16 protein-coding genes are annotated in these 22,631 nt (G+C 37.1%); 13 read left to right on the forward strand and 3 right to left on the reverse strand.

Features of this window, described 5'->3' with window-relative positions:
• Positions 1 to 256 precede the first annotated feature (256 nt).
• From Q4493_RS12720 to Q4493_RS12750, 7 genes are all read left to right on the forward strand, one after another.
• Complete coding sequence (locus tag Q4493_RS12720; protein WP_303453215.1) at positions 257 to 2,890, forward strand: TonB-dependent receptor; 2,634 nt, start codon at positions 257 to 259, stop codon at positions 2,888 to 2,890.
• Positions 2,891 to 3,041: 151 nt separating this feature from the next.
• Entirely contained in the window at positions 3,042 to 4,094 is a 1,053-nt protein-coding gene (locus tag Q4493_RS12725; RefSeq protein ID WP_303453218.1) for a helix-turn-helix domain-containing protein, read from the forward strand.
• A gap of 168 nt (positions 4,095 to 4,262) precedes the next feature.
• Positions 4,263 to 4,901 (forward strand): c-type cytochrome, encoded by a 639-nt coding sequence (locus tag Q4493_RS12730; RefSeq protein WP_303453220.1) that lies wholly within the window; start codon positions 4,263 to 4,265, stop codon positions 4,899 to 4,901.
• Between the two features lie 12 nt (positions 4,902 to 4,913).
• Complete coding sequence (locus Q4493_RS12735) at positions 4,914 to 6,161, forward strand: cytochrome-c peroxidase (RefSeq protein WP_303453224.1); 1,248 nt, start codon at positions 4,914 to 4,916, stop codon at positions 6,159 to 6,161.
• A 1-nt stretch (position 6,162) separates the two neighbouring features.
• Positions 6,163 to 7,704: a parallel beta-helix domain-containing protein gene (locus Q4493_RS12740; RefSeq protein ID WP_303453227.1), complete on the forward strand. Its 1,542-nt coding sequence runs from the start codon at positions 6,163 to 6,165 to the stop codon at positions 7,702 to 7,704.
• A 313-nt stretch (positions 7,705 to 8,017) separates the two neighbouring features.
• Positions 8,018 to 9,982, forward strand: a complete 1,965-nt coding sequence (locus Q4493_RS12745; RefSeq protein ID WP_303453230.1) for a S9 family peptidase — start codon at positions 8,018 to 8,020, stop codon at positions 9,980 to 9,982.
• Positions 9,983 to 10,502: 520 nt separating this feature from the next.
• Entirely contained in the window at positions 10,503 to 10,721 is a 219-nt protein-coding gene (locus Q4493_RS12750; protein ID WP_303453232.1) for an EF-hand domain-containing protein, read from the forward strand.
• A gap of 200 nt (positions 10,722 to 10,921) precedes the next feature.
• Here the strand turns inward: Q4493_RS12750 and Q4493_RS12755 are convergent, their stop codons facing one another.
• Positions 10,922 to 12,382 carry an MATE family efflux transporter gene (locus Q4493_RS12755; RefSeq protein WP_303453234.1) on the reverse strand — a complete coding sequence of 487 codons (1,461 nt, stop codon included), beginning with the start codon at positions 12,380 to 12,382 and terminating at the stop codon, positions 10,922 to 10,924.
• Between the two features lie 473 nt (positions 12,383 to 12,855).
• Between Q4493_RS12755 and Q4493_RS12760 the strand changes: the two genes are divergently transcribed.
• Entirely contained in the window at positions 12,856 to 13,803 is a 948-nt protein-coding gene (locus Q4493_RS12760) for an ornithine cyclodeaminase family protein (protein WP_303453237.1), read from the forward strand.
• A gap of 140 nt (positions 13,804 to 13,943) precedes the next feature.
• A complete protein-coding gene (locus tag Q4493_RS12765) occupies positions 13,944 to 15,509 on the forward strand; it encodes an ATP-binding protein (protein WP_303453239.1) in 1,566 nt (521 codons plus the stop codon).
• Between the two features lie 55 nt (positions 15,510 to 15,564).
• Here the strand turns inward: Q4493_RS12765 and Q4493_RS12770 are convergent, their stop codons facing one another.
• Positions 15,565 to 16,827 carry an FAD-binding oxidoreductase gene (locus Q4493_RS12770; RefSeq protein WP_303453242.1) on the reverse strand — a complete coding sequence of 421 codons (1,263 nt, stop codon included), beginning with the start codon at positions 16,825 to 16,827 and terminating at the stop codon, positions 15,565 to 15,567.
• 86 nt (positions 16,828 to 16,913) lie between these two features.
• Positions 16,914 to 17,942, reverse strand: a complete 1,029-nt coding sequence (locus tag Q4493_RS12775; RefSeq protein WP_303453244.1) for a proline racemase family protein — start codon at positions 17,940 to 17,942, stop codon at positions 16,914 to 16,916.
• A 133-nt stretch (positions 17,943 to 18,075) separates the two neighbouring features.
• Between Q4493_RS12775 and Q4493_RS12780 the strand changes: the two genes are divergently transcribed.
• The 4 genes from Q4493_RS12780 to Q4493_RS12795 all read left to right on the forward strand — a co-directional run bounded on the left by Q4493_RS12780 (position 18,076) and on the right by Q4493_RS12795 (position 22,473).
• Positions 18,076 to 18,990: a dihydrodipicolinate synthase family protein gene (locus tag Q4493_RS12780; RefSeq protein ID WP_303453265.1), complete on the forward strand. Its 915-nt coding sequence runs from the start codon at positions 18,076 to 18,078 to the stop codon at positions 18,988 to 18,990.
• 86 nt (positions 18,991 to 19,076) lie between these two features.
• The gene (locus Q4493_RS12785) at positions 19,077 to 20,090 is read left to right on the forward strand and encodes a 4-hydroxyproline epimerase (RefSeq protein ID WP_303453246.1); all 1,014 of its coding nucleotides are present in this window, start codon (positions 19,077 to 19,079) and stop codon (positions 20,088 to 20,090) included.
• A gap of 65 nt (positions 20,091 to 20,155) precedes the next feature.
• Positions 20,156 to 21,682 carry an aldehyde dehydrogenase (NADP(+)) gene (locus Q4493_RS12790; protein WP_368506784.1) on the forward strand — a complete coding sequence of 509 codons (1,527 nt, stop codon included), beginning with the start codon at positions 20,156 to 20,158 and terminating at the stop codon, positions 21,680 to 21,682.
• A gap of 113 nt (positions 21,683 to 21,795) precedes the next feature.
• Positions 21,796 to 22,473 carry a GntR family transcriptional regulator gene (locus tag Q4493_RS12795; protein WP_303453248.1) on the forward strand — a complete coding sequence of 226 codons (678 nt, stop codon included), beginning with the start codon at positions 21,796 to 21,798 and terminating at the stop codon, positions 22,471 to 22,473.
• The last annotated feature ends 158 nt before the right edge of the window (positions 22,474 to 22,631 follow it).

Consider the following 22,631-nt stretch of genomic DNA (forward strand, 5'->3'; position numbering starts at 1 on the left):
GTAAATTTTTTCGAAAAATCACTAAACAATTATTTTTCTCAATCAAAGAAAAATATAAGATAAATCATCTGGATAATTAATGTTTTTGCGCTATTTTTAAGAATAACTTAGTCATTTTTAATATTTCGTCAGTATTTTTAAACTTTACGTAAGCTTTAATTGGAATGCATCAATATAGTGTTTTATGAAAGCAAATAATTAAAAAAAATATACGAATAAAAAACAATCAAAAATTTTAACGTTCGGGGAGAGCAGAATGTCGCAAGGCTATCATCACAGAAGTACCCATTTCCAACGCAAAAAAAGCAAAGTTGCTCAAGCAATTATTTCATCACTATTTATAGCCCCTCTTTTAGTTAGTGCGGCAGAAGAAATACCAGAAGAAGTAGAAATCATGACGGTTACTGCACAAAAACGTGTGCAAAACATCATGAAAGTTCCTGTGACTGTTGACAGTGTTTCTGAGGAAACCATTAAACAATCAGGCTCTGTAATGCTTGATGATATTGATAAATTTATTCCAGGCTTTGATTTTAGTGGTGGAGATGTTACTCAAGCAGGCGTCACTATGCGTGGCGTTTCTAGTCCAAATATCAGTGTTGGTGGCGATCCTTCTACGGCAACATTTTTTGATGGCGTATATATGCCAAGAGCGGCACAAAACGTATTGTTCTCAGATATGCAACGTGTGGAAGTGTTAAAAGGCCCTCAAGGTACACTTTTTGGTAAAAATGCGGCAATGGGGGTTGTTAATATGATCCCTAATGCACCAGAAGATGATACTTATGGTTTTGTAAAAGGTACTTTTGGTACTGACAATATGCAGCGTATTGAGGGGATGTTTAACTTTGCTCTCTCAGATAGCGTTTATGTGCGCATGAATGCATTATCTAATCAACAAGATGGTTATATTAAGAATGTTTCACAATCAACGTTGACTAGCAAGAAGTCAGGTGACGGCGGTGAGAAAGGTCATCAAGCGGCTAGGGTTGCTGTAAAGTGGGATATTTCAAGTCGAACGAATGTTCAGTTGTCATATGACTGGGATAAGTTAGATCAAGCACCAGGTGCTGCTATTGGTTTAAGTCCTTACGCTGAAAACCCGACTAACCCATTCGCTAGTACTTTTGCCAACGACGTAGTAAACGGTGGTGAAAGTCGTGATATGACAGCAACAACATTTAAGTTAAATCATGAGTTTAACGATAATTGGTCAATGATGTTCATTACCAGTTTTCGTGAATGGGAGACCAGTAACCGTATTGATGAAGATGGCACGGCAGAAGTTACTCGTTATTTAGATACTGACAATCATGAAGATTCCAATATCTTTTATAACGAATTACAAGTTAATTATAATAGCCATAACTTTAACTACGTAGGTGGTATTACCTATTCAAAAGAAGATGTGCATCAAACAACGTTTATTAATACTACTACGGATACAGCAGCACGTTTAGTTTCAGGACAGTTAAATGATCAATTATCGGCCGGTGTTAGACAACAATTTGCTGGTGCTATAGGGGTTAACCCCGATGATGTCCCACAAGAAACCGTTGACTTTTTACTCAGTCAATATGGTTTACCTTTAGAGCATATGTGGGATCCAGAGCAATGGGCAGCGACATTAAATGTGATGGGAGCTGCAGGTGATATTATGGATTACCTTGCGTATATCGGGGTAGTACCGCCAGGAACTCCTTTAACGGCTGATATAGTGGCGCTTACCGGTGATGCAACATATGATATTGTTGCTCAACAAATGGGTATAGCAGAAATATTTGGCCCAAGTTATGCTGGTCAAATGTGGTCAGAAAACTTTATCAATAATGGTGAATTTGTCAGTTATGGCATTTACTCAGATTTTGATTTCCAATTATCTGATAAATGGAATGTTTTCTTTGGGTTGCGTTATTCAGAAGACGAAAAAGACTTCTCGTGGCAAGTCTCTGAAACACAATTCGCGCAAACTCGCCCTGGTGTCGGCAATATTTTATTCCCTGCACGTGAGCAATTATGGCAATCAAAATCATGGAGTAAAACTACAGGGCGTTTAGGTGCTGGCTATATTATTAATGATGATCATATGGTATTTGCCTCTGTTGCAACCGGCTATAAAGCGGGTGGTTTTGACTCGCTTAATTCTCCTCACAGTGAAACCGATGGTTCGATAATTATCGATCCAAATACGGGAGATGTGGTTGATGTAGCTTTTGAACCTGAAGAGTCTGTGAACTATGAGTTAGGTTATAAAGGAATAATGTTTCGAGATATTATTACAACCTTTTCAATGTTTCATAATGTCTTAGATGATCGTCAAGTGAGCATGAACTCAAAACCTCCAGGTCAAAGTCAAGCGTTGCCGACCATAGTTAACCAAGACATGACCATTGACGGTTTTGAACTTTCTATGAGCTGGCAAATGACAGACACATTATCTACAGGTTTTGTTACTGAAGTACGCCAGATTGATTCAAGTACAGAAGCGTTTTACAACGACTCGGGTACTTTAATTGAAGAGGGCACCTCAGCAAATGACTCTAACACTTCATATACAGTAATGTTAGATTGGGAACCAGAAGTTAGCACAGGTTATGCCGTTGTTCATGTCGATTATGTGTTTAGAGAAAATGCCCGTGGATTGGAAATTGGTAATGATGAATGGGTGAATGAAATTCCTCATTATTTTGATGATACTAAATTACTTAATGCGCGTATTTCTTGGCTTAATGATGATGAAACCATTGAAATTGGTTTGTGGGGAAAAAATCTTTTAGATAATCGATATACTGGATTCCCAGGCGGTCGTACAAAAGATATCTTAGGAACTGGATATACTAGTGTAAATAAAGGTTTAGAGGCAGGCGTTGATATTAAATATGCATTCTAATACTTAATTTAAGTTCTTGTGCTAAAAAACCAATATTCTAGGATATTGGTTTTTTTATACGTAAAATAGCGTAAGTAACCTACTATGAATTTTTAGTTATTGTGTTTATTATGGATCAAATTTTTTGACCTCCGACCACAGTATATTTTTCATGGCTGAATTTTTTTCTCATATCGCTTTTGCACAAATGTTAATGTGCGCTTTGTTATTATTTCCGCTTAGAAAGCAAAATTCTTCAATCCCGCTTTATATCTTATTAATGCTCTGTGGCTCAGGTTATCTATTGAGTGCATTATTTTCTCCAATAGAAACAGGCTCCATTTTATGGTGGCTTGGGCGTATTGGCGGTAATGCATTACCTGGCGTATTTTGGTTAGTGAGTTTAAGCGTTTTTGGTGATCATATCGTGCTGAAACGTTGGCAATATATTGTGGCATCTTTAACGTTACTTGTGCCATTGTGTGTCACATTAATACAGATGACGTTTTCAATCTCGCTCAAAGAACATGAAGGTTTGTATGGTTTAACTACTTATGGCGCTTTATTATTAGAGTTAGTTTTGATATCTCACGCGTTAATTATCTCTATTAAACATTGGCGTGGCGATTTAGTACAAGAAAGGCGCTATATCAGGGGCAGTGTTATCGCCGTAGCTTCACTATATATTATTTTAGTGATGCTGCTTGAACAGCTACTGAAAATTGACTGGCCGCCATTAGAGATTATTTCAAGCCTTTTACTTGCCATTTTAGTCACCGGCGTAAACTTCTTTTTATTCCAATTACGCGAATCCAGTTTATTTGAATCTGTTGGTCAAAATTCTAATGCTCCCAAATCTGTGTCGCCTGATTCAAAAGGTTCTTTAGAGTTGAAGAAAATCATAGCGTCAATGGAAAAAGATAAACTATATCAACAAGATGGTATGACGATTTCTGGTTTAGCTAAACATTTAGCTATTCATGAGTATAAGCTTAGAAATTTAATTAATGGTGAATTAAATTATCGAAATTTTAATGATTTTTTAAATTTTTATCGCATTAAAGAAGTGACAGAAAGTTTGACTTCGCCTTCTTTTAGCCATTTACCCGTGTTAACTCTGGCGTTAGAAAGTGGCTTTAGAAGCTTAAGTTCTTTTAATAAAGCGTTTAAAAATACTCATGGCATGACACCTACAGAATATAGAAAGAAAAATTTAACTGAATAATACCTAAATTTATACTTTTTAATCTATTGAAATTTAATTGAAAAAATCAATTTTCATTAAATGAATTAGTTAATTTTTATAATTCGTCAGCTTTTTTTTATAATTCGTCAGCAAATTTAATTAGGTCACACTATAGTGAAACTATCTACGGCTTGATGAAGTGTATCTATGCTCAAAATTAATGTTACTTTTTATTATCATTTAATCGGAATAATTGCGGCCGGTTTGTTGTTTGTTTTTTCTTCGGTTGTTAATGCTAACGACGCTGAGCAAATGTACACACAATGCGCAACTTGTCATGGTGATAAAGGGCAAGGTAATGCACTCTTAAAGTCGCCAGCTTTGGCGGGGCTATCTGCCGAATATATTACCCGACAATTAAATAATTTTAGCTCAGGTGTGCGAGGCTCTCATGAAAAAGATGCCTTAGGTAAACAAATGTTGGCCATTAGCCAGTCACTAGATAAGAACAAGGATGTTCCCGTATTATCAAAATATATTGAATCGTTACCGGTAGCAAATCAATCTCAAGAAATTTCTGGAGATTTAAAAAATGGTAGCCGATATTATCAAGCAAAATGTGGTGCTTGTCATAGCGGTAAAGCGGAAGGTAATCCCGCCTTTAAAGCCCCTAAACTTGCAGGGCAAAATATTGATTATCTTCGCCGACAAATGCAAAACTTTGTCAGTGGGATAAGAGGAACTCATGCGGAAGATAAGCTTGGTCGTCAAATGGCGATGATGGCAAAAACAACTTCGGGCAAAGAGTTAGAAGACATATTACATTTTATTGCTCAGCAAAAATAAATAGACGTTATTATGAATAAATTTTCTATTTATCTACTCATAATATTTTGTTTTATTGTTTCGCCTGATTTATCGGCGCAGCGTGGCGATTTTGTCTTAGCAGAAAATTGCCCTCCAAGCTTTGAATTAACGGAGCAAGGGGTTTGTCGCTTATTAACGCGTTATCAGTTTTATAGCTCGGTACAAAATAAAGGCTTAGGCGGCACTCGTACCAATTTACCTGCGCATCGTGATGGTTTTACCCCCGCGCAAATCGATTTAGGACGATTTTTATTTTTTGATCCTGCACTGTCAAAAGATGGTTCCATTTCTTGTGCTAGTTGTCATCAGCCGGATAAAGGCTTTAGTGATGACCTTGACAGAAGTATAGGAATAACAGGGGAAAAAGTTGCACGTTCAGCACCAACGTTATGGAACGTCGCTTTTGTTGATAAATTCTTTTGGGATGTTCGCGCAAATTCGCTTGAAGAGCAAGCCATGGGGCCGTTATTTGACCCACTCGAAATGGCTAACACTCCTGAGCAACTTCTTTCAACATTACGTAATAATCAAGATTATCTGGCAATGTTTGCCCAGGCGTTCCCACAAGAAAATACCATTGAACTCGCTCAGATTTATACAGCATTAACCGCGTTTCAAACCTCGTTAATTTCGTTAAATAGTCGATACGATCAATATGCGCATGGCTATCATCAAGCGTTAACAAAAAATGAAATTGCTGGCTTAAATGTTTTCCGATCTTTTGTTGCTCGTTGCGCAGAATGCCACCAACCTCCGCTTTTTACGAATAATGAAATTGCTGTGATTGGTGCACCAGAGCCAGAAGGCAGAGCTTTAGACATAGGTGCAGAAAAAACCTATAACGCACCTAAATTACGAGGCGCTTTTAAAGTACCTACTTTAAGAAATATTACTAAATCAGCCCCCTATATGCATTCAGGGCGTTACGATAATTTAAGAGATGCGGTTAAATTTTATAATGATGGTCGCGGTAATTCAGTACCAGAAGGTGAGGAAATGCTTTTACATTGGCACATTTCAGAGCCCAATTTAACCGATGATGAACTAGATTTAATTGTAGAGTTTCTAGGGACGTTAACGGATGAAAGTTTAACTCCGCAAACCCCGAATAAAGTACCTTCGGGTTTACCCGTAATTGATGCGAATTTTCAGCAACAAAAACAGCGTTTAATAACGTCAAATCAACAGATTCAACAAAATAAACATAAAAATAATATAGACAGGCAAAGTGGGGAATAATATGAGTTCAGGAAAAATATTAGGTGCAGTATTAGTTATAGGTGCATTTGTCGGAGGCATGTATTTTGGCGGCAATCAAAACCCCGTGCCAGTCATTACTAAAAGTTCTGGTGGTGCTAGTTATGGTGGTGGCTACGATAAGGCCGCTGATAGTGATGCAACTGCTGGCACAAGTTCAACGCGTGTAAAATATAAGAGTGAAGTTGCTGATAGAAGTATTGCTGGCGAAACTCATGTCGTCAATGATGGCGAATCTATCATGGATGCAGTACAAAAAGCTAAGCCGGGTGACACTATTCAAGTTATGCCGGGTACTTATCATGAAACGGTTTATATTGATAAAGATAACATCAGCATTATTGGTGTCATTCAAAAAGGTAAACGCGCGACGTTAGATGGTGAGAAAAAGCTTAATGATGCCATTTTATATTCTGGTAATAATTTTATTGTCGAAAATTTAGTGATCACTAACTATAAAGGCAATGCCATTATGGGGCAGGCGGGCAATAACTTTGAAATTCGTAATAACATCATTGTTGATACGGGAGTTTACGGTATTTTCCCTCAGCTTGGTAAAAATGGCGTCGTTGAATACAACATTATTTCAGGTATTGAAGATGCCGCTATTTATGTGGGTATGAGTGATAACATTCATGTTGCCTACAATGATGTTTTTGATAGCGTTGCCGGAATTGAAATTGAAAACTCACGTCATGCCATTGTTGAAGATAATTATGTCCATAATAATACGGGCGGAATTTTAGCATTTATCACCCCAGGCTTACCGATTAAAACCACTTACGATGTGATTATTCGTAATAACTTTATTACTGATAACAATACGAAAAACTTTGGTGCGCCAGGTTCAACGGTTGGCGGTATTCCTGCCGGCACAGGTATTTTAATTATGGCGGCTGATGATGTTGTTGTTGAGGGAAATATAATAACCAACAATAAAACGGCGGGAATATTAATTACTGATCATAACAATGCGCCAAATGTCACGATAGATCCAGAGTCGGATCCTGCGCCTGATCGTGTCATGATTTTAGATAATTTAATGTTGAATAATGGTTATGACACCATTGATGAAGCGAAAGCATTGATGTTGACTGAATTCAAACAAGGTTATCCAGATATTCTTCAAGTGGGAGCTACCCAAGACAGCTGTATTATTAATCGTCATCGTTATGTTTCTGTTGGTGTAAATAAATGGGCAGAATGTGATTTTACTAATACAGACACTATCGTGAGTTACTTGCTTGAAGAGCCTGTTGCACCACGTGTGATTGACCCATCTGAGCGCGGTAAAGTGGTATACAACGGTATTTGTGCTGGATGTCATACATATACTGGCAGAATGATTGGTCCTCCAGTTCAAATTATTCAAGCGTTATATATGGATAACCCACAAGGTATAGCTGACTATATTGCTAGCCCAACGAAAAAGCGTGAAGATTATCCTGAAATGCCTCCGCAAAACTATTTAGATGAAGAAACACGTTTAGCAGCAGCTAAGTACATGTTGAGTAGAAAAAGATAATTTAACTAACTGATTTTTCAGTATAATTAAAGAAATATAAAAAGGAACGTAATGTTCCTTTTTTTGTATCTTAAAAACAAAAATTACGTTAATTGCAGTTGCCCACTTTTCAAATTAACCAAGCGATAAACTGAAAAAACAGCAGTTTCTCACTTAATTTTTCATTTCTTGTGATTAATCTCTGTGTTTTACCTTTCATTAACACAATAAAATTGTTAAGTTTATTCGCACAATAACAAGGACGTTAAATAAGTGGCTCGATCATTTTGTCACTTTCTCGTCTAGACATTTACTTTAAGTCTATGGAATAGATATGACCTTTCTTTTTAAAATCACTTTATTTATTTTTACTTTCGCCTTTGCTAATACCGCTAAAATTGCAGCAAAAACCAACGACAGCTTGCTGCCTTTGGAGGTTTATAGCGAACTTCCCAATAAAAGTTTGGTAAGAGTGTCTCCTAGTGGAGATCGAATATCTTATCGTTTGACTGAAGATGGCAAAGACTACTACCTCATTCTAGATACTAAAAAAAATAAAATATTACACGGTTTTGACGTATCAGAAGTGAAGCCAGTGAATGCTTATTTTATTAATGAAGACCAAGTTATTTTAATCTTAACTAAAAGAAAGAAAATTCGAGGTTATATAGGGTTTTATGATATTGATTATGGTTTTATTTTTGATTTGAATAACAAAGAACTAAAGCCTTTACTACAGCCGGGCAATGGAATTAGTTCAGGCCAAACCGAATTTGGTAGAATAATTGGATTGTCAAAAGATCAACGATGGGCATTCATGCCGGCTTATGCAAGATATAAAGGAAGCTCAGTTGGTATGGCAAAGTTAAGTTTGATGAAAGTAGATTTAAAAGATCCTGAACGAAAACCTAAAATATTTGTACAAGGAACTGGCGATACTATTGATTATTTTATTGGTGAAAACAGTAATGTTTTAGCGCGTGAACGTTATGATCATGAAACGGATTTGCATGAAATTGACGCCTATACCGATAAAGGTTGGGAAACAATTTTTAGTGAAAAAACTCCTTATATTGTCAGATCTTTTTCTGGTGTAACTGCTGATGGAAAATCTTTGGTGATGGTAAAAGATAATGAGAAAGGAAGAGACGCCTATTATCTATTGTCGTTATCTGATGGCTCAATTTCAGAGCCTTTATTTGAACGAGATGATGCTGATATTGAACAAGTATTATCGACCATTAATCGCGTTGTCTACGGTGTAAAATATGCAGGATTCACTCCTAGCTATGCTTTTTTTGATGAGAGTAAAAACCTCGAACTGGAAAAGTTAAAAGCAGAGTTTCCTTCAAGTAGCATTACATTAGTTGATTTTACCCCTAACTGGGAAAAGATAATTACATATATTGAAGGTGATGGTTTGGCGGGAGATTATATTTCTTATGAAAAAGGTCAATTGTCTTTAGTGGCTAAGCAACGAGCGGAAGTTTCGTGGGAAGATGTTAATAACGTTGTTGAATTCAAGTTTAAAGCTCGAGATGGCTTAACAATTCCAACCTTATTAACTATTCCCAATTCTGCTGTGAATAGTAAAGAGAAAATGTCAGCGATTTTAATGCCACATGGTGGACCAGAGTCATATGATAGAAAAACCTTTCACTGGATGGCGCAGTATTTCGCAAACCGAGGGCATTTAGTTATTCAACCGCAATTTAGGGGATCGTCTGGCTTTGGTGCTAAGCATACGTTAAAAGGTCGTGGCGAATGGGGTAAAAAGATGCAAGATGATTTAACAGATGCAGTAAACAAACTTGTAGATATGGGAGAAGTAGATCCCAATAAAGTCTGTATTGTTGGTAGTAGTTACGGTGGTTATGCCGCATTAGCCGGTGCAACCTTTACTCCTCAGTTGTATAAATGCGTAGTAGCGATTAATGGCGTGGGTGATATCAATGACATGCTTGATGAAGAAAAGCAAAGTCATGGAGAAGATAGCGCTGCATTAGCTTATTGGAAAGAAGTTACAGCCAAAAATAAAATTACTCATGAATTTTTAGCAAGTATCTCCCCTGCAAAACATGCCGACAAAGTTCAAGCGCCGACATTCATTATTTATGGAACGAGAGATGATGTCGTTGACCCTGAACAATCAGAAAACATGTATGATGCGTTAAAAGATGCAGGTAAGAAAGTAGAACGATTAGAACTTGTCGGAGTAGGCCATCACTTTAAGACTAAAGAAACTAGACTAAAAGTCTTAACAGCTATTGATAAATTTGTGAGCAAGCATATTCATTAATTTACTTACTCAAACCTTACTTAAAGTATTTTAAAGAAAAGCTCAGCATTGCCTGAGCTTTTTGCTGTTTAAGGCATATTTTGTGTTAATTTCACTCTTTATGATCATTTCTAATGTTTAATGAGCCCCTTATAGTAATAGAAATTGCGGGGTGGCTCCTATTAACAATACTTTTTTGGATTTTAATGATAGCCAGCTATATAAGCTCCTTGCTTTCATTGCCTCAAGTAAGCAACACTATAACGTATTGAAAATATAGTGTTTTTAATTTAATTCGTTGATTGGTGTTACCTAAAGGCAACACTAATTAAGCGTTTTATTCATGCTTTATTTACTACATTACCATCAGCTTATTGCAACTTATTGATTATTAGGTACTTTATTGTTTTGGCATTAAAGTTGATATCTCTCTATTGAAAGCACTGAAAAGTAATAGCGAATCTAAACAACAAGCTTTATTTAAGTGTTAATTAAATTAAATTAAATAGAATTATTTAAACAATAAGTGAGAGGAAAAATGATGAAAAATTTAACGACGATGTTATCAGTTGTAGTGATGTTAGTGTCTATTAATGCTTATGCAGGTTCTGATTTTGAAAAGTATGATCTTGACGGTAACGGTGTGATCAGTGAATCAGAAGCCCAAAGTAATTCTGCATTAGCAGAGCAATTTAAAAAGTTAGACGCTAATGGTGATGGTGAATTAAGCAAGGAAGAGTTTGCAAGTTTTTCAGGTTAATAAAGACGTTTGACTCCCCTTTATTTGATAAGAAATGCATGTTTAGTTGTTTATATCATGATAAATCAATATTTACTGGCTAAACTCAGCGATTTTTAATAAGCACCAGTCAGTATCAGTAAACAGCTAGCTTGATTTTTATTATTAGCAGCCTTTAAGTGTATAACTTAAAGGCTGCTTTTTGTTGATACTTGGTTAATTTAAACCAATTTCAGTTTCCAATGGCCTTTTCTAAACGTCAGCCAGCCAACGAGCGCGAATATACTTTGTGCGATAGTGATCGCTAAAAATACGCCAGTAGGACCTAAGTCAAACCATTTTGCTAAGCCATAAGCGACAGGTATTTGAATAAGCCAATAACAAACAAAATTTATTTTTGTTGGTGTCATGGTATCTCCAGCACCATTAAATGCTTGCACTAAAATCATACCGAGGGCAAAAAAACCATTGCCATAACTAATATACCGTAAGCAGTCTACGCCATATTTAATAACATTTTCATCACTGGTAAATAAGCCGATTATATGGCTTGGAATAGTGATAAATATTAAGGCAACAGCAAGTAAAAAGTAAATATTATACTTGGCGATGCGCCAAACTGATTGCTCAGCTCTGTCTGGTTTATTAGCGCCAAGGTTTTGTCCAACTAAGGTTGCTACCGCATTACTTAAACCCCAAGCAGGTAATATCACAAACATAATAACTCTGATCGCAATGGTATAACCTGCTACCGCATCACTACCATAAGTAGAAACGATTCTAACTAAAGCTATCCAACTTGCGGTGGCAATTAAAAATTGAATTATTCCCCAAAATGATACCTTTAGAAGTTTTAAACAAACTTCGGTTTGGATAAGTAAATGTTTCAACGTAATTTTAATGCGCCCTGCAACACCAAACAAATAACTAAGTTGATAGATTACGCCGACACCTCGCCCAATGTTTGTCGCAACAGCAGCACCCGTTAAACCCATCTCAGGAAATGGGCCAACGCCATAAATTAGCAGAGGATCTAATACTATGTTTATTCCATTAGCTAACCATAAAGAACGCATCGCGATAGAGGCATCTCCAGCTCCCCTAAAAATAGCGTTAATCAAGAACAAGTATAATATGGTAATTGAACCTGACAGCATAATGGTCGTATAGGTTTTACCTTCTTTGATTAACGTTTCGCTGCCGCCCATTAACCTTAAAATGTCTTCAGCAAAATTTAATCCGATAAAGCCGACAACCAGTGCTACGGCCATGCCTATCCATAACGTTTGGCCTGCTACCACATCAGCTTGTTCAATATTTTTTTCACCGTATCGACGTGCGATGGTTGCCGTTACGGCCATACTTAAGCCAATTGCGAGGGCATATAAAAGCGTTAAAACAGCCTCGGTTAAGCCGACGACGGCAACCGCTTGTGCGCCTAAACCCGAAACGAAAAAGATATCGGTAATAGCAAAAATAGACTCCATTAGCATTTCTAACACCATAGGCACGGCGAGCAAAAACGCGGCAACGCCAATCGAACCTTTGGTTAAATCTTGATGATTGCCTTTTAATGACTGTTTGAATAATTGTTTTATGCTTAATTTTTGTTGAAGCTTTTCGTTATTAGCATCAACGTTTGTTTCTCCTTCATGGAGATTGGTTGTTTTTTGTGTGTTCAAAGTTTTTGACCTTTTGAAACGCCAAATAAGTATTTGGCTACTATCAAGTTAACTTCATTCTATAAAAGAATGAAAATAGTTGTTAAAACGGGAAAATAGGGAATACCAATACGTATCATTACGTAAGGAAAGCCTGTCGATAGGTGACAGTCAATCTTAAGTGATAGTTGTGTTTGGTAATGTTAACAGTATCGCCAATCGCAATTGACGTCGTTGCTTATTTTATGCAAAAAAACTGTTAGGACAGATCCCATAAATTACAATATCAGCGATAACATGTGTTGATATAATTGAATTGTTCATTGTCTCGCTCTCCATGGGATAAACTTTGATAAGTAAATTTAGCATGTCAGCGCTTGATTAAAAAGTCAACTCACATCCCACAAGAAATAATTTCAATCCTAATATTTTAAATTTGTATACAGTATGCAATAATGCATTAATTGTTTTAATGTAAATATAAAAGGTTCTATATGTTGTCTATAAATGCAGAAACTGTTCATCAAGCGTTAACTTTTCCTAAATTGGTGAATGCACTAGAAATTGCTTTTACTGAGAGCATCGAAGTACCGCCTAGACTACATTTTGATATGGAAAATCCAACAGCAAGTCGGGAAACTACGTTGTTAATGATGCCTGCTTGGCAAGCTGGTGATGTAGCGGGTATTAAATTAGTTACCGTTGCCCCAGAGAATAGCCAAAAAAATCTCCCTTCCATTCAAGGCACTTATATTTTATTGGATGTTGATACTGGCTCTATGAAAGCCATGATGGATGCACCTTCATTGACGGCGAAAAGAACCGCTGCTGCCTCTGCGTTAGCGTCTCGTTACCTATCGCGCGAAAATAGCCAAACGCTTCTCGTTGTCGGCACAGGGACATTAGCACCACAACTAATTGCAGCGCATGCTAGCGTTAGACCTATTACCCAGGTTTATGTTTGGGGAAGGGATATTAATAAGGCACAGCAAGTTTGTCATCAGGTTGAAGATTTAAATGTTACATGTACAGCGGTTGACGACTTAAAAGCTTATGTCAACAAAGCTGATATCATTTCTTGTGCAACCTTAAGTACAGAGCCGTTGATATTTGGTAAATGGTTACAAGACGGTCAGCACCTTGATATGGTTGGCGCTTATCGACCAGATATGCGTGAAATGGACGATGCGTGTTTAACTCGTTCAAAAGTTTTTGTTGATAATTTTGAAAGTGCAGTACGTGAAACCGGTGATATTGCTATTCCACTTGCTGAAAAAGTGATTGAAATAGCTGATATCAACGCCGATTTATTTTCATTATGCCGAAAATCTTTTGAATTTAAGAGAAATGCCAATGATATTACTGTATTTAAATCGGTAGGACATGCTTTAGAAGATCTTGCTGCGGCAAAATTAGTATTTGATTTTGTCGAAGAACGTTAATTTTTGACAATATTTCTATATTTTTAAGAATAATCGTGATTATTTTGTTAACAGTTTGTTATTCCTAAGAGAATTTATTGACATTAGTTGGTTTGACTATTTTAATTAAGAAAGTTGAAACTTTATGGATAAAATAGTCAATGGCAGCACAAGTCTCTTTTAATAATAAGTTAAGTCGGCGCGTGCTTGTTTATATATTATTATGTAGCTCCTTTTTATCAGTAGTTTCTACTTTTATTCAACTTTATTCTGCGTACCATGAAAATATCACTCGATTAAATAACCGATTTGAAAATATTGAGTCGAGTTACATTCAATCAATATCTACCAGTTTATGGGATTTTAATGAGCCTTTAGTGCAACAACAAATTCAAGGTATTGTTAAATTGCCTGATATTCGTTTTGTAAAAATCACCACTGGTTTTGGAAAAATATACCAATTTGGTGATGAAAATGCAGAGTTAAAAAAACAAGCCAAGTATCCTATTTTTTATGGAGAAAGCGATATTGGTGAAATATTAATTGGTGCTGATTACCAAGATATTTATCAACGATTATGGCAACAAGCGGGATTCATTGTTACCGCGGAGTTTGTTAAGACTTTTATCGTGGCATTTTTTATCATGTTCATTGTTCATTGGTTGATTACTCGGCAAATTTACCATATCACTTCTTATTCTCAACGTGTTACCACTGAAAATTTAGACGAAGAGCTTGTTTTACAAAATCGTAGTAAAAAAACTGATGAATTAGATGATTTAGCTGATGCTATAAATTGCATGCGATTAGCTATTAAAAATGACATTGTAAAACTTGAAGAAGCTGAAAATGCTTTGATTAATCTTAACGGTGAATTAGAAATTAAAGTTTATGATCGAACGGCAAAGTTAGCGGCTAGTAATCAGCAGTTACAGCAATCGCTCGATGACTTAACCTTAGCGAAAGATCAATTAGTTCAATCAGAAAAAATGGCGTCATTAGGTCAATTAGTCGCAGGTGTTGCTCATGAAGTGAATACTCCATTAGGTATATGTGTTACTTCAATTACCGCGTTAAAAGAAAAAGTTTTAGATTTAGCTAAATCAGTTGAAAATGAAAACTTAACCAAGTCTCAGCTTACTACTACGTTATCTTTATTGATTGAGTATCAAGAAATCATTGAACGCAGTTTAAATAAGGCTGTAGAGTTAATTCGTGGTTTTAAATCAGTTGCAGTAGAACAACATACCGATCCTGAGTTAAATATAAACTTGCTTCAACATGTAAATGATATTGTAAATACAGTAAAAACATTATTTAAACGCAAGAATTATTCTATAAACGTTTCTGTAGATCCAAATTTAAACTTAGTGACATATCCCAGTGCTTGGAATCAAATTTTAACTAACTTCATGACTAACTCTCATATCCATGGTTTTGATGGCAGAGATAAAGGGGAAATAAATATTACCTTTACTGAAAGCAATGGATTTTTAACCTTAGTTTATAGTGATGATGGCGTTGGTTTAGATAAAGATATTAAAAAACGAATTTTCGATCCTTTCGTCACCACCAAGAGAGGGCAAGGTGGTTCTGGGCTAGGAATGAACATTGTTTACAACCTGGTAGATGCTAAGTTAGGTGGCACAGTGAAAAGCTTACCGGTGAAAAAGGGCTGTAGTTTTCAAGTGAAAGTGCCAATTACCCATCAAGAAGATTTAAAATAGTTATTGTTTTTAAACGGCTTAATGATCATGTTTATTAAGCCGTTTATTCGCTAAGTTATTGAAAGCGAGAAATACAAAAGGGAGCAATATCAATGGCCGGTTGTTCGCTTGCCACTATTTGACCAATCAGTTTTCCTGTTATAGCACCTAAAGTTAAACCTAAATGCTGATGCCCTAAAGCAAAACTAATGTTTTTATGATTTGGCGCTGCGCATATTACCGGTAAAGAGTCGGGCAGAGACGGTCGAAAACCTAACCAACCCTGACTTTCTTCAGGCGCCTCTTCTGATAATTTTTTAACAATAAACTTAGCGTTTTTATAAAGCATTGTGGCTCGTTTCATATTTGCTTTTTGTGCTAATCCTGCAAATTCAACCGTTCCTGCTAATCGTAAACCATGCGACATTGGCGTGATAATAAATCGCCGTTCTGCAGAAGCGACTGGTCGATTTAATTCAATGTTAGCGTCTGCGGCTAAGTCTAAACTGTAACCACGTTCAGCTTCTATTGGCAGCTTGTAGTTTAATTGCTGAAGCAAGTTTTCTGACCAAGCGCCTGTTGCTATAACCACATGATCGAACGCTAATTGTTTCCTCTGATCACTTATTACTACCTTAGTTGCTCGATGTTCAATGTTTTTAACGTCAAAGCGTTCAATTTTACAGCCTAACGTTTCGGCATATTTAGCTAATTTTTGACTCAAAGATAATGGGTTGAGTGTATGGGCTACATCAGTGAAATATAACGAGTATTGAATGTTTTGATGTAAATTGGGTTCTAACAATAACGTTTGATTTTTATCTAATAGTTTAACTTTCACTCCTTGTGCTAAATACGTTTGTTGTAACTTTTGTATTTTCGCCAAAGGTGTATTTTCAAAAACTAATAAACTGCCATTTTCTACGAAAATATCTTCTGCATTAGCCGCTTTTAATAGCGGTTTATAATAAGCGATGGCCTGTTCATTAATACTTTTTAGCGCTGCAATATTTTTACGTCGTTTAGACTGCAACATATTCGCCATAAATTTAATAAACCACGGTAATGCTTTCGGAAAGTATTTTGGTGATAGTGCAATAGGACCTAAAGGGTTTAGCAGCATTTTGGGTAATTGTAATAAAATATTCGTCTCGGCTAAGGGAAAAACTTGCTCGGTAGCGAAATGTCCCGCATTGCCTTTTGAGCAACCTTCACCAATGGCGCCTTTATCAAGTAAAGTGACTTGATAACCACGTGATTGTAATTCAAGCGCGCAGTTGATGCCGATAATACCCGCGCCAACGACTGCGATTTGTTTATTGTTTGTTGATTCATTCATGTCATTAAATCCAAGTGATGTAAGCAGATCATATTTATTGACCAATTACTGCCGGTATATTATTGAAAACGGCTATCGTTGAAAATTTACCTTAGGAAAAACCCTTGCGGAAAAATGTCATTTTCATCTAATAAAAACTGATGCACCCCTGTAAGGTAAGCTCTGCCACCAACGCGTGGAATTACGGCTTGTTTGTCAAAGTAATTGCATTCTTGTTGAATGCTAAGTGACATCCTTCCGCCGACAATACTTTCTATTTCAATGGGCGTATGTGGAGGTAAATCTTCTTTAACCTGTAATAATGCTGCGCGAGCTGAAACGCCTGTACCTGTGGGTGAACGGTCGACTTCTCCGTCAGCAAAAATGCAAACATGACGTGAATGCGATGAAGCTTCATTGGTACTTTTTGAGGTGAAAATTGTCCCGTATAAAAAGCTTAATGCATCGTCTTCGGGATGATTTATAACGACACTTTTCATTACCGCTTTTTTAATTGCTCGACCCGCATTTATCAAGTTTTGCAGATTATCTGCTGAACAGTCTATCGACAGCTTATCTGCATCAACAAAAACATAATAAGCGCCGCCAAAAGCGATGTCATAAGTTATTTGTCCGACACCTTCGACAAATATTTCTTGATCACGCGCTTCGACAAAAGCAGGCACATTATCAAAACTTACCGTTAATTGATGATTATTTTGAGTGGCGTATGCTTTAATAAAACCTGCCGGGGAATCAATACCGATATAGTTTTTTTCAGTAGGTAAATTAATGGTTTTAGTTTCAATTGCTGCGGTAACAGCCGCAATAATACCGTGCCCGCACATACTGCTATAACCTTCGTTATGCATAAATAAAATACCAAAATCTGCATTTTCAGTACAAGGTTCGGTGATCAAAGCACCATACATATCGGCATGACCTCTAGGTTCAAACATTAGCAATTGGCGTAAATGATCTAGATTATCGATAAGATATTGACGCTTTTCTAAGATAGTTTTACCAATAATCTTTGGATAACCACTGGTAATAATACGTAGTGGCTCACCTTCAGTATGTGCGTCAATGGTTTTAATTGACTGATAGTTATTGAATTTAATGTCATTAAACTGCATTGTTTAACCCTTAAAAATATTTTTTTATACATTATACTTGTGCGAATAAAATAATTGTATACAATATGCGATATTAATTCTACAAATACTTTTTAGGTATTTATTACTTTAACTATTGTGGTACAAACAAATGATGAACATTAATTGGCAAGGTGTTTACCCTGCGGTAACAACTCAGTATTTCGACGATTATTCAATTAACTTTGAAGCGACAAAAAATATGGTCGATTCACTTATTAAAGAGGGTGTTGACGGTATTATTGCTCTTGGCACTGTTGGTGAAAATTGCTCACATACTCGAGAAGAGAAAAAAGCCATTTTAATGGCCGTTAAAGAAGTGGTTGCCGGCCGAGTGCCAGTTATTTCTGGTGTTGCAGAAACCACAACACAGTTTGCCGTTGAATACTCTCAAATGTGTGAAGAAGTCGGCATTGACGGTTTGATGGTGTTACCTGGCATGGTTTATCGCTCAAGTGAAGCAGAAGCGATTCACCATTACCAACAAGTGGCGAGAAACTGTAATTTACCTATTATGATATATAACAACCCAGTTACCTATGGTGTTGATGTTTCCATTGAAGGTATGCGCGTACTTGCTCAAGAGCCAACCATTATCTCTGTGAAAGAGGCCACGGAAGATACGCGTCGTATATCTGAATTATATGCAGCGTTTGGTGATCGTTTTATTGTCTTTGGTGGCGTAGATGATATTGCTTTAGAAAGCTTAATGTTAGGTTGCACAGGTTGGATCTCTGGCTTAACCAATGTCTTCCCTCAAGAGTCGGTGGCTATTTACAAGTTAGCTAAGCAAGGTCGTTACCAAGAAGCCCTTGAAATCTGGCGTTGGTTCTTACCATTATTACGTTTAGACACTATTCCAACATTAGTACAATGTATTAAGTTTTGTGAACAACTTGCCGGTCGTGGTAGTGAAGTCACTCGTGCACCACGTATGCCGCTTACCGGTGAAGAAAGAAGCCGAGTTGAAAAGCTTTATAACGATGCAGTTGCAACGCGTATTGATTTGTCTAAATTTAACTTAGATTAAACGTTAATAAATCCACATGATAAATGGCTCAATAAATAATTATTGAGCCTTTTATTGATGAGGCATAAACCGATATAAGGTTGTAAATGAACAAAGGAACATTTTTTTGTATTGACGCTCATACTTGCGGTAACCCTGTTAGGTTAGTGACCAGTGGCCATCCCGAACTCAAAGGGGAAACCATGAGTGAAAAGCGACAAGACTTTCTCGAAAATCATGATTGGATCCGTCAAGGTTTGATGTTTGAACCTCGTGGCCATGACATGATGTCGGGGGCGTTTTTATATCCACCGTGTCGAGATAACTCAGATGGATCGATTTTATTTATCGAAACATCTGGTTGTCTACCTATGTGCGGGCACGGCACTATTGGTACGGTTACCGCAGCAATACAAGCAGGATTATTAAAACCTAAACAACCAGGCAAACTGGTATTAGATGTACCTGCAGGACAAATCAATATCGATTACCAAATGTCCGGTGAGCAAGTGTCTGCGGTTAAGCTTTATAATGTTGCCGCATACCTTGCCCATCAAAACGTTGAGTTAATTATTCCTGAATTAGGAAGGTTAACTGTAGATGTTTCTTATGGTGGCAATTTTTATGTGATCGTTGAACCGCAACAAAATTTTCCTGGTATTGACCAATGGAGCGCCGACGAAATTTTGCGTTGGAGCCCAATTGTTCGTCAAGTAGCGAGTGAGGTTTTAACCTGTGTACATCCTGAAGACCCTACCGTGAATGGGGTGAGTCATGTGTTATGGACAGGTAAACCGAAAACGGCTGGCTCAGACTCAGCTAACGCAGTGTTTTACGGTGAAAAAGCCATTGATAGGTCACCTTGTGGTACTGGCACTAGTGCTCGGATGGCACAATTATTTGCCAGAGGCGAATTAACACTTGGCGATACTTTCACTCATGAAAGTTATATCGGTAGTCAATTTATCGGTAAAATTGAAGGCGTTGTTGAGTTAGGTAATGAAGATAAAAAGATTCAAGCAATCAAGCCAAGCATTCAAGGTTGGGCAAAAGTCTACGGTAAAAACTGTATTACTATCGATGATGATGACCCTTATGCATTTGGTTTTAGTGTGAAATAACTGACTTAGTTTTTCACTAAGTCTTAGTTTAACTGAGTTTGGGTTTAATTAAATAAAAGAGAATGATGATGACAATTACAGGACAACATTTAATTGCTGGAGAGTGGTCTGGCAATGCGAGTCAAGGTTTTTCAGCAACTCATGCCATTAATAATGAACAGATGGAAGAAACATTTGCCGATGCTACCCCTGCAGAAATAGATCTGGCGATCGAAAGAGCTAATCAAGCGTTTAAAAGTTATCAACAACTTAGCGCACCAAAACGCGCGAAATTTTTAAGAAATATTGGTGAAGAAATACTGGCGCTAGGTGATGAACTTATCAATATGGCGTGTGCTGAAACGGGTCTACCGGTAATGCGTATTCAAGGTGAAAGGGGGCGTACTATTGGTCAACTTGGTTTATTTGCTGATTTATTAGAAAGTGGTGAGTACCAAAGCGTCATTGATGAAGCTGATGCCGAACGCCAACCTTTACCTAAACCTGATACACGTTTAGGTTATTTACCGTTAGGCGTGGTTGGAGTGTTCGCCGCGAGTAATTTTCCCTTAGCTTTTTCAACGGCTGGTGGTGATACTGCGTCGGCATTAGCCGCAGGTTGCCCTGTTATTATGAAGGCTCATGCTGCGCATCCTGGTACGGCTGAATTAGTCGCGCGAGCCATTGCCAAAGCCATTCAAAATTGTGACATTGATCCTGGCGTTTTTTCATTGTTACAAGGAAAAAACTACGCTATTTCCAGTCAAATCGTCACTCATCCTAATATAAAAGCGGTAGGTTTTACTGGCTCTGAACGTGTCGGTATGATTTTACAAAAACAAATTAATGAACGAGCAGAGCCTATCCCTTTTTATGGTGAGCTAGGTAGTGTTAACCCTCAATTTATTATGCCGGGCAAGTTAGCAAAGGATGCTGTCGAGATTGCGCAAGCTTTAGTGGCGTCTTTAATGATGGGGCAAGGTCAATTTTGTACTAGTCCGGGAATTTGGGCGTATATTGAAGAGAGCAATTCTTGTGATTTTGAAAGCGCAGCAAGTGCTGCTATTGCAGAAACGCAAGCGGGTGTAATGTTAACGCCAGCCATTGCCGCTACATACAATCGCGCTGTTGAACAATGGCAATCATTATCAGGTGTAGAGTTATTAGCTCAAGGCCAAGCAGGTGTTGAGCATTTTGGTCGAGCTGCTTTATTCGCCACAGATTTTACAACCTTTAAAGCAACACCAATTCTTCATGAAGAAGTTTTTGGTTCATGTGCATTAATTATTCGCTTGAAAAACCTTTCAGAAATGGTTGATTTTATTGGTTTACTTAAAGGGAATTTGACCGCGAGTATTCATGCTGTAGCATCTGATATTGAGGAAAGTAAGCAAGTTGCTTCACTCATTGCTCATAAAGTAGGGCGCTTGATTTATAATCAAATGCCTACCGGGGTGGAAGTATGTGCGTCTATGAATCATGGCGGGCCATTTCCGGCGTCAACTGATGTAAGAACTACTTCTGTGGGGAGTGAAGCTATCAAACGTTTTCAACGACCTATTTGTTATCAAAACATGCCAGATGAGCTATTGCCTGCGCTATTAAGACGTTAGATTTTCATCTAAATATGATTGATTAAAATGAGCTAATTTTATTAGCTCTTTTTTTTAGGTATTAAATGCTTATAATGGGGGCAATTAATTTTTAGCAGGTATTTGGTAGGCGCATGAGCATAGTTTATAAAACACGCACACAATTGGTCGTTGAAACATTAAGAGAGAAAATTCTTAATGGTGCAATAAAAGCAGGCCAACCCCTCCGTCAAGCTGCTTTAGCGGAAGAACTTAATGTCAGTCGAATTCCTGTTCGTGAAGCGTTATTGCAGCTAGAAGCGGAAGGTTTAGTGTCATTTGAGCCACATAAAGGCGCAACAGCGACTGAGCTTAATGTTAATCAAGTAGATGAACTTTTCGAATTACGAGCAATGCTTGAAGCTGATTTGTTAGCAGCCTCAATTCCAAATTTAACCGATGAAAAGCTTGAAGAAGCAACGGTTTTACTTGAAAAATTGAATCAATCTTTAGGTAAAGAGAATGCTGCTAACACGTGGAGCGAATTAAATTCAAATTATCATAATTGCCTTTATTCTGGCGCTACTCGCCCGCAAACCCAAGATTTAGTAAACACTTTGAATAAAAACGCTGATCGCTATATCCGTATGCATTTATTATGGGCTGGTGGTATTTCTAAAGCCGAATCAGAGCATAATGAGTTACTGGCACTGTGTAAAAGTAAAGACGTTGATAAAGCCGTTGCTGTGATGAAACAACACATTTTAGGCTCTAGAGATGAAATTAAAGCATTTTTAACTGAACGTGAACAATTGACTGAATCATCAAATTAATAAATTATTTATATAAAAATCATAAAGATAAATGCTTATTGCTGCTTCTTTAGTCATAAGCATTTATTGACTTTCTCTCGATAAATCTATAGTATTCCCGCGCTTTTTATCACTTAAATATTTTCCTATTTTTTCTTCTTTCAATTAGCTGATTTAAA

This window comes from Colwellia sp. 1_MG-2023 (assembly GCF_030546755.1).
In the GTDB taxonomy this organism is placed as follows: domain Bacteria; phylum Pseudomonadota; class Gammaproteobacteria; order Enterobacterales; family Alteromonadaceae; genus Thalassotalea_H.